Source organism: Massilia sp. (assembly GCF_031995545.1).
Lineage (GTDB): Bacteria > Pseudomonadota > Gammaproteobacteria > Burkholderiales > Burkholderiaceae_D > Telluria.
In genome coordinates, this window is the sequence record NZ_DAMAGA010000003.1 from 25,820 (window position 1) to 38,198 (window position 12,379).

The 12,379-nt window shown below is 63.0% G+C and carries 13 protein-coding genes; 5 read left to right on the plus strand and 8 right to left on the minus strand.

Going from position 1 to position 12,379, the window contains the following annotated elements; translation table 11 throughout:
- The first annotated feature begins 22 nt into the window (after positions 1-22).
- Positions 23-820, plus strand: coding sequence for a DUF4262 domain-containing protein (locus RTQ83_RS03570; protein WP_312511281.1), 798 nt, complete (start codon positions 23-25; stop codon positions 818-820).
- A 218-nt stretch (positions 821-1,038) separates the two neighbouring features.
- Here the strand turns inward: RTQ83_RS03570 and RTQ83_RS03575 are convergent, their stop codons facing one another.
- The 3 genes from RTQ83_RS03575 to RTQ83_RS03585 all read right to left on the minus strand — a co-directional run bounded on the left by RTQ83_RS03575 (position 1,039) and on the right by RTQ83_RS03585 (position 5,345).
- Entirely contained in the window at positions 1,039-2,940 is a 1,902-nt protein-coding gene (locus RTQ83_RS03575) for an ABC transporter ATP-binding protein/permease (RefSeq protein WP_409456077.1), read from the minus strand.
- A 204-nt stretch (positions 2,941-3,144) separates the two neighbouring features.
- Complete coding sequence (locus tag RTQ83_RS03580; protein ID WP_312511283.1) at positions 3,145-4,281, minus strand: PilT/PilU family type 4a pilus ATPase; 1,137 nt, start codon at positions 4,279-4,281, stop codon at positions 3,145-3,147.
- A gap of 20 nt (positions 4,282-4,301) precedes the next feature.
- Positions 4,302-5,345, minus strand: a complete 1,044-nt coding sequence (locus RTQ83_RS03585; RefSeq protein WP_290418295.1) for a type IV pilus twitching motility protein PilT — start codon at positions 5,343-5,345, stop codon at positions 4,302-4,304.
- 77 nt (positions 5,346-5,422) lie between these two features.
- On the opposite strand from RTQ83_RS03585, the gene RTQ83_RS03590 reads away from it, so the two are divergent.
- Together RTQ83_RS03590 and proC are read left to right on the plus strand one after the other, a co-directional pair.
- Positions 5,423-6,124, plus strand: a complete 702-nt coding sequence (locus tag RTQ83_RS03590; protein ID WP_312511284.1) for a YggS family pyridoxal phosphate-dependent enzyme — start codon at positions 5,423-5,425, stop codon at positions 6,122-6,124.
- Between the two features lie 18 nt (positions 6,125-6,142).
- A complete protein-coding gene (proC, locus tag RTQ83_RS03595) occupies positions 6,143-6,949 on the plus strand; it encodes a pyrroline-5-carboxylate reductase (RefSeq protein WP_312511285.1) in 807 nt (268 codons plus the stop codon).
- 45 nt (positions 6,950-6,994) lie between these two features.
- Here the strand turns inward: proC and RTQ83_RS03600 are convergent, their stop codons facing one another.
- From RTQ83_RS03600 to ubiA, 4 genes are all read right to left on the minus strand, one after another.
- Positions 6,995-7,297, minus strand: coding sequence for a hypothetical protein (locus RTQ83_RS03600; protein ID WP_312511286.1), 303 nt, complete (start codon positions 7,295-7,297; stop codon positions 6,995-6,997).
- Entirely contained in the window at positions 7,294-7,665 is a 372-nt protein-coding gene (locus RTQ83_RS03605) for a phage holin family protein (RefSeq protein ID WP_312511287.1), read from the minus strand. The genes RTQ83_RS03600 and RTQ83_RS03605 overlap by 4 nt, the downstream gene beginning before the upstream one ends.
- Before the next feature lie 13 nt (positions 7,666-7,678).
- Positions 7,679-7,999: a YqjD family protein gene (locus RTQ83_RS03610; RefSeq protein WP_312511288.1), complete on the minus strand. Its 321-nt coding sequence runs from the start codon at positions 7,997-7,999 to the stop codon at positions 7,679-7,681.
- A gap of 78 nt (positions 8,000-8,077) precedes the next feature.
- A complete protein-coding gene (gene ubiA / locus RTQ83_RS03615; RefSeq protein WP_312511289.1) occupies positions 8,078-8,932 on the minus strand; it encodes a 4-hydroxybenzoate octaprenyltransferase in 855 nt (284 codons plus the stop codon).
- 305 nt (positions 8,933-9,237) lie between these two features.
- Between ubiA and RTQ83_RS03620 the strand changes: the two genes are divergently transcribed.
- Both RTQ83_RS03620 and RTQ83_RS03625 read left to right on the plus strand, forming a co-directional pair.
- The gene (locus RTQ83_RS03620) at positions 9,238-10,740 is read left to right on the plus strand and encodes an alkaline phosphatase PhoX (protein ID WP_312511290.1); all 1,503 of its coding nucleotides are present in this window, start codon (positions 9,238-9,240) and stop codon (positions 10,738-10,740) included.
- Positions 10,741-10,769: 29 nt separating this feature from the next.
- Positions 10,770-11,342: a PEP-CTERM sorting domain-containing protein gene (locus RTQ83_RS03625; RefSeq protein ID WP_312511292.1), complete on the plus strand. Its 573-nt coding sequence runs from the start codon at positions 10,770-10,772 to the stop codon at positions 11,340-11,342.
- Between the two features lie 16 nt (positions 11,343-11,358).
- Here RTQ83_RS03625 and RTQ83_RS03630 read toward each other — a convergent pair whose 3' ends face one another.
- A complete protein-coding gene (locus RTQ83_RS03630) occupies positions 11,359-12,192 on the minus strand; it encodes a rhomboid family intramembrane serine protease (protein WP_312511294.1) in 834 nt (277 codons plus the stop codon).
- Positions 12,193-12,379: the final 187 nt, after the last annotated feature.

The window sequence follows — 12,379 nt, forward strand, 5'->3', positions numbered from 1 at the left end:
ACGAATATCACCTCACTAGCTTATGACAACTCATACCCACGATTTTCCCGAGTGGCCATTTCCGGATCCTATTTCCACAGCCGCCTTTTGCACGGTCAAAGTTGCGCGCGAAGACTTTGACGTGCTACGGGTAGTTCACGATTCCGACGGAGATTGGCAGTTCTTGGACGGCACTACAGACGATCCAGGCGAACCGGTCATGCTTTGCCTGGGCTGTATTTTCGAAAAGCACGCCGACCTGGCAGCGATCGCCGATCTTCCGCGCGGCTGGGGCGCTTCCCGCGACGTTGCTGGCGCCGAATGGGAACGCTGGGAACGTGAACCGGAAGAAGCTGATGATAATGATGGTGCGGAAGACAGGCCACATGCATGTCAGGGACCCGAGGCGCAAGTCAAGGTGCTCGCCGACATCGAAAAGTACGGCCTGCATGTCATCAGTGTGATGGAAGATGGCGAGCATCCGCCGTTTACTTATTCGGTCGGTATCGAACAGTCGCTCGGCATGCCTGAACTGATCGTCATCGGACTCAAGTCTAGTCTTGCTCACAGCGTCGTTAATGAATGCTATCGGCAGATGAAAGAGGGTGGGGCAATTGCACCTGGCGCGCGCGTTGCTGATTTGCTGGGTGGTGGGTTCGAATGCCTGATTGGTGAGGCTTCTCCCGAACGGGTTGCCGATTACATGTACTGGACGAGCTGGTTCTACGAGAACCAGCCGTTTCGCGCGTATCAGATCATCTGGCCGAGCACTGCCGGGGTGTTTCCATGGGAGCCCGACGCAAGCGACTGGCTCATTGGGCGGCAGCCTTTGCTGGCCTGACGAGGTGGTTGACGCTGAGATCTGAGGCATAAGCTGCAGGAACTGCCCATAGCTGCGATCGAAGTTCGTTTGGTAGAACAGGACTTGCTATCGAGATTCGTCGACATTTAGAGGGCAACAGGCCTCTTTCGAAAACGGTAACGTAGTGACGAAAGATCTGCCGTTGCGCTGGACGACGTATCCACAATACACGCCAACGCGCCGATCGTTCACACGCCTCAATGTTCGGTCAGTGTCCGATGGCTATTTGCTGCCAGCAATCCGGGTACTGCTACGCCTGATGCCAGGTGCACAGACTGCTTAAGGGTCTGGCCATTCCCTGTATCGCCAAGCCCGCCATCGAACCTATAGTCGACGGCATCGAGCAGTTCCCATTTTCCCTCGCCTTCCAAGTGCAGTACATGGGTATGATGTCGCAGCACTGCCGGTCGATGCGCAATGCTTATCAGCGTCGTTCCGCGCTCGCGCAGGCAGGTGTACAACGCTGCTTCATTGGCACTGTCGAGCGCACTGGTGGCTTCGTCCAGGATGACGATCTCCGGCGCATGCACCAGCACGCGGCCGAAGGCCAAGCGTTGCTGTTCACCGACCGATAGCTGTTTGTCCCAGTCACGCACAGCATCCAGACCACCCACGCGCTCGGCCAGACGCGGCAGGTGTACCTGCTCCAGAATGGCCAACAACTGCGCGTCGCTGAGCGGCGACTGCGCGCTCGGATAGATCAGCTGACTGCGCAGCGTGCCCGACTGTAGATAGGGTTGCTGCGGCAGGAAGAAAAACTGCTCCATCGGCGGATGATGGATCGTGCCACTGCCCGTCTGCCACAAACCTGCAATCGCACGCAGCAGCGAGCTCTTGCCGCAACCGCTGTCGCCGGTAATGAGCAGCGCATCGCCCGGCTTGAGCGTCAGGCTCAATTCCTTGATGAGCACCCGCTCGGATTGCGGCGGATGCAGCGTCAGCGATTGCAGCATCAGGTGCTTGCCCAGCTGTCGCTGGATGCGCGGGTGCTTTTCTTCGCCAGGGGCAGCAGGCGCGGCGTCGCCCAGCACCAGCCGGGATAAGGCTTGCAGGCGGTCGATGCCCGCGATGAAGCGGCTGAGGCTTTCGAAGTTGTCGACGATGACGCCAACGGCGCCCAGCACCGCGGTGAACGCGCCGGCCGCCTGAATCGCGCGTCCGACTTCCAGTTCGCCCGACAGCACGCCGCCGGCCAGGATCACGCCCGGCAGCACCAGCGTGAGCTGGCTGAAGGTGCGCTGGAACAGGTTCAGGTTGCGCTGCTTCTTGATCAGCTTGGCAAAGTTGTGGATGGCCTTGTCGAGCTTGTTATGGATGCGCGCCCGTTCCTGTTCTTCGCCGCGGTAGAAGGCGATCGATTCGGCGTTTTCGCGCATGCGAATCAGGCTGAAGCGAAAATCGGCTTCACGCCGCAGCTGCCAGAAATTCAGATGGATCAGCGGATTGCCGAAGACGTAGAGCGCAATCGCGGTGCCGATCGTCGCATACAGCGCGAGCACACCAACCAGCACATGCGAGATCGACCACAGCACCGCGCTGAACGCCACCAGCTGCATGATCGATCCGATGAAGATCAACAGGAAGTGGATCGACCTGCCGGTGAAGGTGTTGATGTCTTCGCTGATGCGCTGGTCGGGATTGTCGATGTCCTTGTCGGCATCGAGTTCGTAGTATTTGCGGCCGGTCAGGTAGCCGTTGAGGAAGCGCCTGGTGAGCCAGCGCCGCCATCCGTTGGCAAAGACATCGCGCATGTAGTAGTAGAACGCGTAGACCGGCACTGCGAAGGCCAGCGTCAGCAGGCAGAATTTCACGGCGCTCCAGAAGCGGTCGGCGTTCTTGGCGGCCAGCGCGGAGGTCATTTCGCCGGCCTGTTCGTTCAGCATGACTGCCAGCTTGGTCTCGACCAGCATCAGGATGATCAGGAGTATCAGCAGACTCCACGCTTTTTTCTTTTCTTCGCCTTGCCAGTAGGGCTTGGCCAGGCCGGCGAATTGCTTCCAGGCGGTGACCGACAGCAGGGGACTGCGGCGTTTCTTTTTTGGCGCGACCGGGTCCAGGGGAGGTGCGGGGTCTGGCGTGGTGGCGGTGGGCGCGGTCATAATCTGCAAGCTGCGGTGAATCACAGTTGCAGAGTGCGCCTTATCGTAAAGACGTTCGGTGCGGAAACATACATAGCCGTCGGGTGGGCCGAGGCATTTGTGGGTCAACGCAGATAAGAGGGTGGATACGTTAGCGGCGTGCAAAAAACTTGGGTTCCCGCCTGCGCGGGAATGACGGTCTCCGAGCTAGCAAATGAATGGCGCTTACACTAATCCGAGTTTGTCCATGCCACTCGAGAAGTCGCGGTCCTTCGCGTGTTTGCTATTGAGCTTGATGTTCAGTCGCAGGTCATTCACCGAATCCGCATTGCGCAGCGCGTCCTCGTAGGTGATGCGATCCGCCTCGTACAAATCGAACAGCGCCTGGTCGAACGTCTGCATCCCCAGCTCGCGCGACTTCTTCATGATCTCCTTGATCTCATGGACTTCGCCCTTGAAGATCAGGTCCGAGATCAGCGGAGAATTCAGCATGATCTCGATCGCCACCACGCGCCCCTTGGCTTCCTTCTTCGGAATCAGGCGCTGCGAGATCAGGCCTTTCAGATTCAGCGACAAGTCCATCAACAGCTGCTGGCGCCGCTCTTCAGGGAAGAAGTTGATGATCCGGTCCAGCGCCTGATTCGCGCTGTTGGCATGCAGCGTGGCCAGACACAAGTGCCCGGTCTCGGCAAACGCAATCGCATGCTCCATCGTCTCGCGATCACGAATCTCGCCGATCTGAATCACGTCCGGCGCCTGGCGCAGCGAATTCTTCAATGCCGCTTCGAAGCTGTCGGTATCGACGCCCACTTCGCGCTGCGTGATCACGCAATTGCGATGCGGATGCACGAATTCGACCGGGTCTTCCACCGTGATGATGTGCCCATAGCTGTTCTCGTTACGATACCCGACCATCGCCGCCAGCGTGGTGGATTTACCGGAACCGGTCGCACCCACCATGATCACCAGACCGCGCTTGGTCATCACCACATCCTTCAACACATCCGGCAGCGCCAGATCGTCGAACTTCGGAATCGTGGTGGTGATCACGCGCAGCACCATGCCCACACAGCCCATCTGCATGAAGGCCGACACGCGGAAGCGTCCCAGATCGCCCGGCGTGATCGCGAAGTTCGCTTCGCGCGTCAATTCAAAACCGGCCGACTGCTTGTCGTTCATGATGGCGCGCGCCAGGTCGGCAGTGTGGCCGGACGTTAGCGCCTGGTTCGACACCGGCGTCATGCGCCCGTCGATCTTGATCGCCGGCGGAAAGCCCGCCGTGATGAACAGGTCGGAGCCGCCCTTGCTCACCATCAGGCGCAGCAGGTCGAACATGAACTTGGATGCCTGGTCGCGTTCCATCTGAGGCCCTTTCGTTAACCTTAGCCGAGGAAGTTTTCCGGGATCTTGGCCGCGGCGCGTGCGGCGCCGGTCGAGATCACGTTGCGGCGCACCAGGTCGGTCAGGTTCTGGTCCAGCGTCTGCATGCCGACGTTGCTGCCGGTCTGGATCGCCGAGTACATCTGCGCGATCTTGGCTTCGCGGATCAGGTTGCGGATCGCCGGGGTGCCGATCATGATCTCGTGCGCCGCCACGCGGCCCGAGCCGTCCTTGGTCTTGAGCAGGGTCTGCGAGATCACAGCCTGCAGCGATTCGGACAACATCGCGCGCACCATCTCTTTTTCTTCGGCCGGGAACACGTCGACGATACGGTCGATGGTCTTGGCGGCCGACGAGGTGTGCAGGGTGCCGAACACCAGGTGGCCGGTCTCGGCCGCCGACAGCGCCAGGCGGATGGTTTCCAGGTCGCGCAGCTCGCCGACCAGGATCGCGTCCGGGTCTTCGCGCAGCGCCGAGCGCAGCGCATTGTTGAACGACAGCGTGTGCGGGCCGACCTCGCGCTGGTTGATCAGGCACTTCTTGGAGTCGTGCACGAACTCGATCGGGTCCTCGATGGTGAGGATGTGGCCGTACTCGTTTTCGTTCAGGTGGTTGACCATCGCCGCCAGCGTGGTCGATTTGCCGGAGCCCGTCGGGCCGGTCACCAGCACCAGGCCGCGCGGTTTCAAAGCCAGGTCGGCGAAGATCTTCGGTGCGTTGAGTTCTTCCAGCGACAGGATCTTGGACGGAATCGTGCGCAGCACGGCCGAGGCGCCGCGCTCCTGGTTGAAGGCGTTCACGCGGAAGCGCGCCAGGCCGGGGATCGCGAACGAGAAGTCGCACTCGAGCACTTCTTCGTACTGCTTGCGCTGGCCGTCGTTCATGATGTCATAGATCATGCCGTGCACGTCCTTGTGCTCGAGCGGCGGCAGGTTAATGCGGCGCACGTCGCCATGCACGCGGATCATCGGCGGCAGGCCGGCCGACAGGTGCAGGTCCGAGGCCTTGTTCTTGACCGAGAAGGCGAGTAATTCCGAAATGTCCATTTATAATCCCTGTGCCGCAAAACAGGCGTTTCCGCCATGCCGGCTCGTCTAGAAAATATTTCCCACAGAAAATCATTATGTCCATAATCGCCGCCAACTTGCAAGCTGTCGAAGCGACAATCGAGGCCGCTGTCCAGGCCGCCGGCAGGGCGCGTTCAGAGGTGCAATTGCTGGCTGTTTCCAAGACCTTCCCAGCGGAAGCGGTGCTCGAAGCGATGGCAGCCGGACAAGCCGCGTTCGGCGAAAACTATCTGCAGGAAGCGCTGGAAAAAATCGCGCACGTCGCGCGCGCGCAACCGCAGGTGCCCATTGAATGGCACTTCATCGGCCCGATCCAGAGCAACAAGACGCGCCCGATCGCGGCCAGTTTCGCCTGGGTGCACACGGTCGAGCGGCTCAAGATCGCCCAGCGCCTGTCCGAACAGCGTCCGCCCGAACTCGGTCCATTGAACATCTGCCTGCAGGTGAACATCAGCGGCGAAGCGAGCAAAAGCGGCGCCACCGAAGCCGAGCTGCCGGAGCTGGCGCGCGCCGTGGCCCAGCTGCCGAACCTGCGCCTGCGCGGGCTGATGGCGATCCCCGAGCAGGCCAGCGATCCCGACAAGCAGCGCGCCGCTTTTGCTCGCCTGCGCAAGCTGTCCGACGCGCTGCGCGCCGACGGGCTGGCGCTCGATACCCTGTCGATGGGCATGTCGGGCGACATGGATGCGGCCATCGCCGAAGGCGCGACCATCGTGCGCATCGGGAGCGCCATCTTCGGCGCCCGCCACTACGAATAACCACTCCACAGGAACCCAATGAAGATTGCCTTTATCGGCGGCGGCAACATGGCCAGCGCCCTGATCGCGGGACTGGTCAAGCAGCCCGGCACCGCCATCCACGTGATCGACCCGAATGCCGACGCGCTGGCGCGCCTGGCGCAGCAGTACGGCGCCAGCACCTCGACCGCCATCGATGCCGGCCTGCTGGACAGCGACGTGATCGTGCTGGCCGTCAAGCCGCAGCAGATGCGCGAGGTCGCGGCCGCGCTGGCGCCGCGGCTCAAGAGCCAGCTGGTGCTGTCGATCGCGGCCGGTATCCGCAGCAGCGATCTGTCGCGCTGGCTGGGCGGCTACCAGGCCATCGTGCGCACCATGCCGAACACGCCGGCGCTGATCGGCATGGGCGTGACCGGCATGGCGGCCCAGCTTGGTGTGAGCGCGCAGCAGCGCGAGGCGGCCGACGCCGTGATGCGCGCGGTCGGCAAGACAGTGTGGCTCGACGACGAGGGCCAGATCGATGCGGTGACGGGAGTGTCGGGCAGCGGCCCGGCCTATGTGTTCTTCTTCCTGGAAGCGATGCAGGAGGCGGCGCGCGCGATGGGGTTGAATGCGGAGCAGGGCAGGGAACTGGCGCTGGCGACGTTCACCGGCGCAGCGCAGCTGGCGGCGCAGTCGGAGGAGTCGGTCGAGGTGCTGCGTCAGCGCGTGACGTCGAAAGGCGGCACAACGCATGCGGCGATTACCAGCATGGAAGCGGCGGGGGTCAAGCAGGCGATTGTCGCGGCGATGCAGGCGGCTGCGGCGCGTGGGCGTGAGCTCGGGGAAGAGCTCGGTAAGGATTGATGCTGCGGCGCTGATGGCCGGCAGGCAGCCGGCCATCATGCTGGATCAATGAACCTCGAATTTCCTCCACCCCAGCACCGGCAACACCTGCTGCGCCAGCTTGTACGCCGACACACCAGCCGTCACCGCGCCCACCACCCACTTCGGCTTGGTCACCAAAAAGCCCAGCCCCAGTCCGGCAGCCGCCATGATCCAGCCCTTGTGCTGGACCACGTAGCCGGTGGTGCCGCCCATCGCCGACGGCGTCTTGAGCAGCGTGACTTCCTGTCCCATTTCCGCGCGTTGCGCGGCGCATTCGGCAATCAGCGCCTTCATGCGCAGACTGCGTTGTTCAGGCGTGGTATTCATGGTTGCGGTTCTCCCTTGACGGCTTGCACGTCCTTGCGCAGTTCGGCTAGCGTGTTGGCCAGCATCGGCGGACGGTTTTTGAGGCTCGATTTCACGTGCAGCGCGGCGAACAGGCTGCCCAGCGCGAACAGCACGGTCATGCCGCCCACCGCCGCCAGGCGGTGCGTGTCCCAGAACAGCACCAGCACGAACAGGATGGCCAGCAATACCGCGACCACGGCGAAGAAAGCCGCCGCGATGCCCCAGGCCACGTAGCCGAACAAGCGGTGGGTTTCTTCCTGCAGCTCGAGCGCTGCCAGTTCGAGCCGCGTGCGCAGCATGGCGAGCAGGTTGGAGCCGATGCGGCCGAGGGTCGCGGTGATGGTCATGGCGCCCCCGGCTTTATTTGCGTGCGATCAGCAGGCCGATCACGACGCCGATGGCGGCGCCCAGGCCGACCGACTTCCATGGGTTTTCGGCCACGTATTCGTCGGTCGCCTTGGCGGTTGCCTTGGCGCGCTCGACCACGGTTTCTTCGATATCGACCAGGCTGGTCTTGGCGCTCGACAGGGTCTGCTCGAACTTGGCCTTGGCCGCCTTCAGCTCGTCGCCGGTCAGCTGGCCGCCGTTGCGCAGCCAGGCTTCGGCGTCGCTGATGACGGTTTTCAGGTCGTTGACCAGTTGGTCGCGGGTGCCGGTCTGGGTCGGGATCTTTTGAATCATGCTTGGGCCTCTTCGGTGTCTATCGTTAAAAACAGCGCACGCGCGGTGCGCCTTGGAATGAATGCATTTCAGGCAATATTAACTCAATGCATAATCTAATGCGACACCAATGAAAATCGCGGCCCCCAGCCAGTTGTTGTGGCGGAACGCCTTGAAGCAGGCCATGCGGTCGCGATTGCGGATCAGGAAGTAGTGGTACAGCGCCATCGCCGCCGCCACCGCGATGCCCGCCACGAACCACCAGCGCAGTCCCAGGTACCAGCCGCACACCAGGTCGATCGCCAGCGCCACGCCGTAGCACAGCATCACGGCGGCGACGTCGAAGCGCCCGAAAGTGATGGCCGAAGTGCGGATGCCGATCTTCAGGTCGTCGTCGCGGTCGACCATCGCGTATTCGGTGTCGTAGGCCACTGCCCAGAACACATTCGCCACCAGCAGCCACCAGGCCACTGCCGGCACCTCGTTCTGCACGGCGGCGAAGGCCATCGGGATACCGAAACCGAAGGCGATGCCGAGGTAGGCCTGTGGGATCGCGAAGAAGCGTTTGAAGTAGGGATAGGTACCTGCGACGACGACCGCCACCACGCTCAGCTGCTTGGTCAGCGTGTTCAGCGGCAGGATCAGCAGGAACGACACCAGCGCCAGCACCGCCGCCACCATCACCGCTTCCCAGCCGCGGATCTTGCCGCTGGTGAGCGGACGGTCGACGGTGCGCTTGACGTGGCGGTCGAACTCGCGGTCGGCGTAGTCGTTGATGGCGCATCCGGCTGAACGCATCAGCGCCGTGCCGAGCACGAAGATGGCCAGCACGTGCCAGTCGGGCACGCCTTCGGAAGCGATCCACAAGGCCCACAGGGTCGGCCACAGCAACAGGAGAATCCCGATCGGCTTGTCGGCCCGGATCAGGCGGAAATACAGCGCCAGCTTGTTCATGAGAGATCGCGTCTTGTGTTGCAAGAACTGTTGAGCAGAAGACAGCGATTCTAGCCTTTTTGCCCGTGACACGCCGTGCCGCCTTGCCAACACAGGGGCGATGCACGGCGCATGACATTGCCATGTATTCACGGCAAACCAGATGCATCAATGTTGCCATTTTGTTGTCATGAGATCGACATGTTTGTTTGTTTTAATGCATCGGTCCGTGCCGGGGGTGGTATGGGCCAGGCGGGCCGAAGCGTGGCGCCGACCAATCACATTACATGCCGGTCCACCGGCGATCCATCGATTGGAGAATCACAATGAACAACGACAACGTGTCGTCCTCGCGACGCAATCTGCTCAAGGGCATCGCCAGCGCCGGTGCGCTGCCCTTCGTCGGCGCCTTTGCCGCGATGCAGGCCCAGCAAGCCATGGCCGCCAATGGCGCCACCACCCGCATCGCCAGCCCGTACGGCCCGATCGCCCCGGTCAATGACCTGACCACCGGCCTGCCGCTGCTGCAACTGCCGCCGGGCTTCAGCTACAAGAGCTTCGGCTGGCGCGGCGACCTGATGGCCAACGGCCAGCCTTGCCCGGGCGGCCACGACGGCATGGGCGTGATCCAGACGCGCAAGGTCGGCCGCAGCACCGAGATGGTGTTGGTACGCAATCATGAGATCAGCGGCAGTTCGGCTGGCAATTTCATCAACGCGTTCGGCGTGTATGACAGCGGCAACGTCAGCGCGACGTCGAGCAACCGCTCGTGCGGCGGCACCACCAACCTGGTGTTCCGCGACAGCGACTGGGTCAGCATGACCCCGAGCCTGGGCGGCACCCAGCAGAACTGCGCCGGCGGCATCACCCCGTGGGGCACCTGGCTCACCTGCGAAGAGATCGGTTCGGACACCGTCAGCGCCGGCGGCAAGAAGCACGGCTATGTATTCGAAGTCATGGCCGATCCGCAGCAGACCACCGGCCAGGCCATCGTCGGCATGGGCCGCTTCGCGCACGAAGCCGCCGCCGTCGACCCGACCGACAGCACCGTCTACATGACCGAAGACCAGTCGGGCAAGTCGGGCTTCTACCGCTACGTGCCGGACATCAAGCGCGGCGCCGCCGGTTCCCTGATCATGGGCGGCGTGCTGGAAATGGCCAAGGTCAAGGGCGTGCCCAACGTCAACCTGGCGGTCGCCTCGGTCAACGATACCTATGAACTGGAATGGGTGCGCATCGCCGACCCGGACGCCAACCGCGGCAACGCTACCGGCCCGACCGGCCAGCAGATCACCAGCGCCGCCGGTCCGTTCGTGCAGGGCTGGACCCAGGGCGCGCTGCGCATGAACCGCGGCGAAGGCATCTGGTATGCCCAGGGCAAGATGTATGTAATGGACACCTCGGGCGGCCTGGTCAACCGTGGTTCGATCTGGGAACTGGATCTGGCGCGCCAGACCCTGAAGTGCATCTACTCGAGCCCGAGCCCGACCGTGGGCAATATGGGCGACAACCTGACGGTCAGCCCGCGCAACGCGATCCTGATCTGCGAAGACGCATCCAGCGCCATCACCGACGAGTTCGGCTACGGCCAGCGCCTGATGGGCATCACCGCGCAAGGTGACAGCTACATCTTCGCCAAGAACAATGTCAACCTGACCCAGGCCCAGCTGCAGGGCGCGGGCAAGCTGACCTCGCTCGCCGGCGACGGCCGCGGCAACGAATTCGCCGGCGCCTGCTTCGATCCGACCGGCCGTCAGCTGTTCGTCAACATCCAGACCCCGGGCATCACCTTTGCCATCTCGGGTCCGTGGGCCAAGGGCCCGCTGTAAGCCACTCAATCAAAACACAGGGGATCACCATGAACTTCCTTAAACTCGTCGCTGCGGCCGCCACCGTCTTCGCAATGTCGGGCTCGGCCAATGCAGCGCTGCTGGTCAGCAGCACCGCCCACGGCAATACCGTTGCCAACTATACCGAAGCCGGCCTGGTGTCGTTCGACCTCGACCTGATGAATTTCAACGGCGCGCGCCTGAACTTCGTGCTGGAAGAGACCGATCTGAACGGCCCGCTGAGCATGAATGCGCTGGTGCGCAACCTGACCGGGATGCTGCTGCCGAAATTTAATGTCGGCCTGACCGGCATCAGCTTCGCCAGCGCCGGCAGCGTCGCCGCCGGCTTCGGCACCATCGGTTCGGTGAGCAATAGTGCCACCAACGCCAAGATCACCTTCGCGCAAGGCGAGCCGAGCGAGTTCTACTTCGGCAATCCGCTCGGCAATGCCGGCCAGTTCGACTGGGTGCTGGACACCACCGGCATGCAGGCCGGCGACCGCTTCTCGATCACGGCGCAAGTGCCGGAACCGGCCAGTCTGGCGCTGGTGCTGCCGCTGCTGGCAGGCCTGGTTGCGGCGCGCCGCCGTCAGCGCGGCTGATCGCTGCCTGCGATGGTCAAGGCCGGCGCAAGCCGGCTTTTTCGTCTGCGCGCTGTTTCGACAGCGCTTCGCGCCGCTCGTGGGCGGCCGAGGCCTTGTGAAATGCGGCGGCCACCTGGTCCAGCCGGGGCGGCACGGCTTTCGTCATCAGTCCGGCCAGTACCAGCAGCATCACCGAGAACACCGCCGCCGCCTGCAGCCGCAGGCCGATGCGCGACAGGCCTGCGCGCGGCTGGCGCAGGCAGGCGCCGATCAGGATGCCGGACAGCGCGCCGCCGACGTGCGCCGCATTGTCGGTGCCGTTGATCAGGAATCCCATACCGATATTGAGCAGCACCACTTGCGCGATGATGCCGAGATCGACCTTGGCGTCGGCGCCGGCGCGGAAGGTGTGCACGAGTAACGCCCCGGCCGCGCCCAGCAGGGCGCCGGACGCGCCGATGCTGACCACCATGTTCGGCGCCAGCAGCACGAAGGCCAGCTGCGGCGGCATGCCGTTCAGGGCCTCGACTGCCTGGCTGGCGTTCCACCAGGCGCTGGCGAAGCCGCCGAACAGCCCGGTGACCAGGTAGATCATCAGGAAGCGCAGCCGGCCCCAGGCCATTTCAGATACGCGCCCGATCTGGAACAGCAGGAACATGTTCAGCCCCAGGTGCAGCACGCCGCCATGCAGGAACATCGAATACAGCAGACGCGGCCATTCGCCGGTGAGCGTGTAGGCGCCCAGATTGCCGCCCCAGGCGATCAGTTCGCGTGGCGTCGGGCTGACCGGGTCCACCCCCTGCAGCGCCATCAGCACGGCGACGCCAACGTTGATGAAGATGAGCCACAGGGTAGGGGATGTGATCATGGGGAAACCGAAGAAAAATGTGCCGGCGATGATGGGATTGCCGTCATTGTAGGCCGAGCAGCTTTCATTGCGCCGGACGCAACAGTGCGGGCGCTTGCGCCGCCCGATGCTAGACTCGGGTCTCGGACATGAACTTGTCTAACGGTGCGAACGACAGCGTCGCGCCATCCGTTTGCATTATCCGTTT

Bases quoted from the DNA above. Each gene is read 5' to 3' on its own strand.
- RTQ83_RS03570 (WP_312511281.1), top strand. From the start codon at position 23: ATGACAACTCATACCCACGATTTTCCCGAGTGGCCATTTCCGGATCCT.
- RTQ83_RS03575 (WP_409456077.1), bottom strand. From the start codon at position 2,940: ATGACCGCGCCCACCGCCACCACGCCAGACCCCGCACCTCCCCTGGAC.
- RTQ83_RS03580 (WP_312511283.1), bottom strand. From the start codon at position 4,281: ATGGAACGCGACCAGGCATCCAAGTTCATGTTCGACCTGCTGCGCCTG.
- RTQ83_RS03585 (WP_290418295.1), bottom strand. From the start codon at position 5,345: ATGGACATTTCGGAATTACTCGCCTTCTCGGTCAAGAACAAGGCCTCG.
- RTQ83_RS03590 (WP_312511284.1), top strand. From the start codon at position 5,423: ATGTCCATAATCGCCGCCAACTTGCAAGCTGTCGAAGCGACAATCGAG.
- proC (WP_312511285.1), top strand. From the start codon at position 6,143: ATGAAGATTGCCTTTATCGGCGGCGGCAACATGGCCAGCGCCCTGATC.
- RTQ83_RS03600 (WP_312511286.1), bottom strand. From the start codon at position 7,297: ATGAATACCACGCCTGAACAACGCAGTCTGCGCATGAAGGCGCTGATT.
- RTQ83_RS03605 (WP_312511287.1), bottom strand. From the start codon at position 7,665: ATGACCATCACCGCGACCCTCGGCCGCATCGGCTCCAACCTGCTCGCC.
- RTQ83_RS03610 (WP_312511288.1), bottom strand. From the start codon at position 7,999: ATGATTCAAAAGATCCCGACCCAGACCGGCACCCGCGACCAACTGGTC.
- ubiA (WP_312511289.1), bottom strand. From the start codon at position 8,932: ATGAACAAGCTGGCGCTGTATTTCCGCCTGATCCGGGCCGACAAGCCG.
- RTQ83_RS03620 (WP_312511290.1), top strand. From the start codon at position 9,238: ATGAACAACGACAACGTGTCGTCCTCGCGACGCAATCTGCTCAAGGGC.
- RTQ83_RS03625 (WP_312511292.1), top strand. From the start codon at position 10,770: ATGAACTTCCTTAAACTCGTCGCTGCGGCCGCCACCGTCTTCGCAATG.
- RTQ83_RS03630 (WP_312511294.1), bottom strand. From the start codon at position 12,192: ATGATCACATCCCCTACCCTGTGGCTCATCTTCATCAACGTTGGCGTC.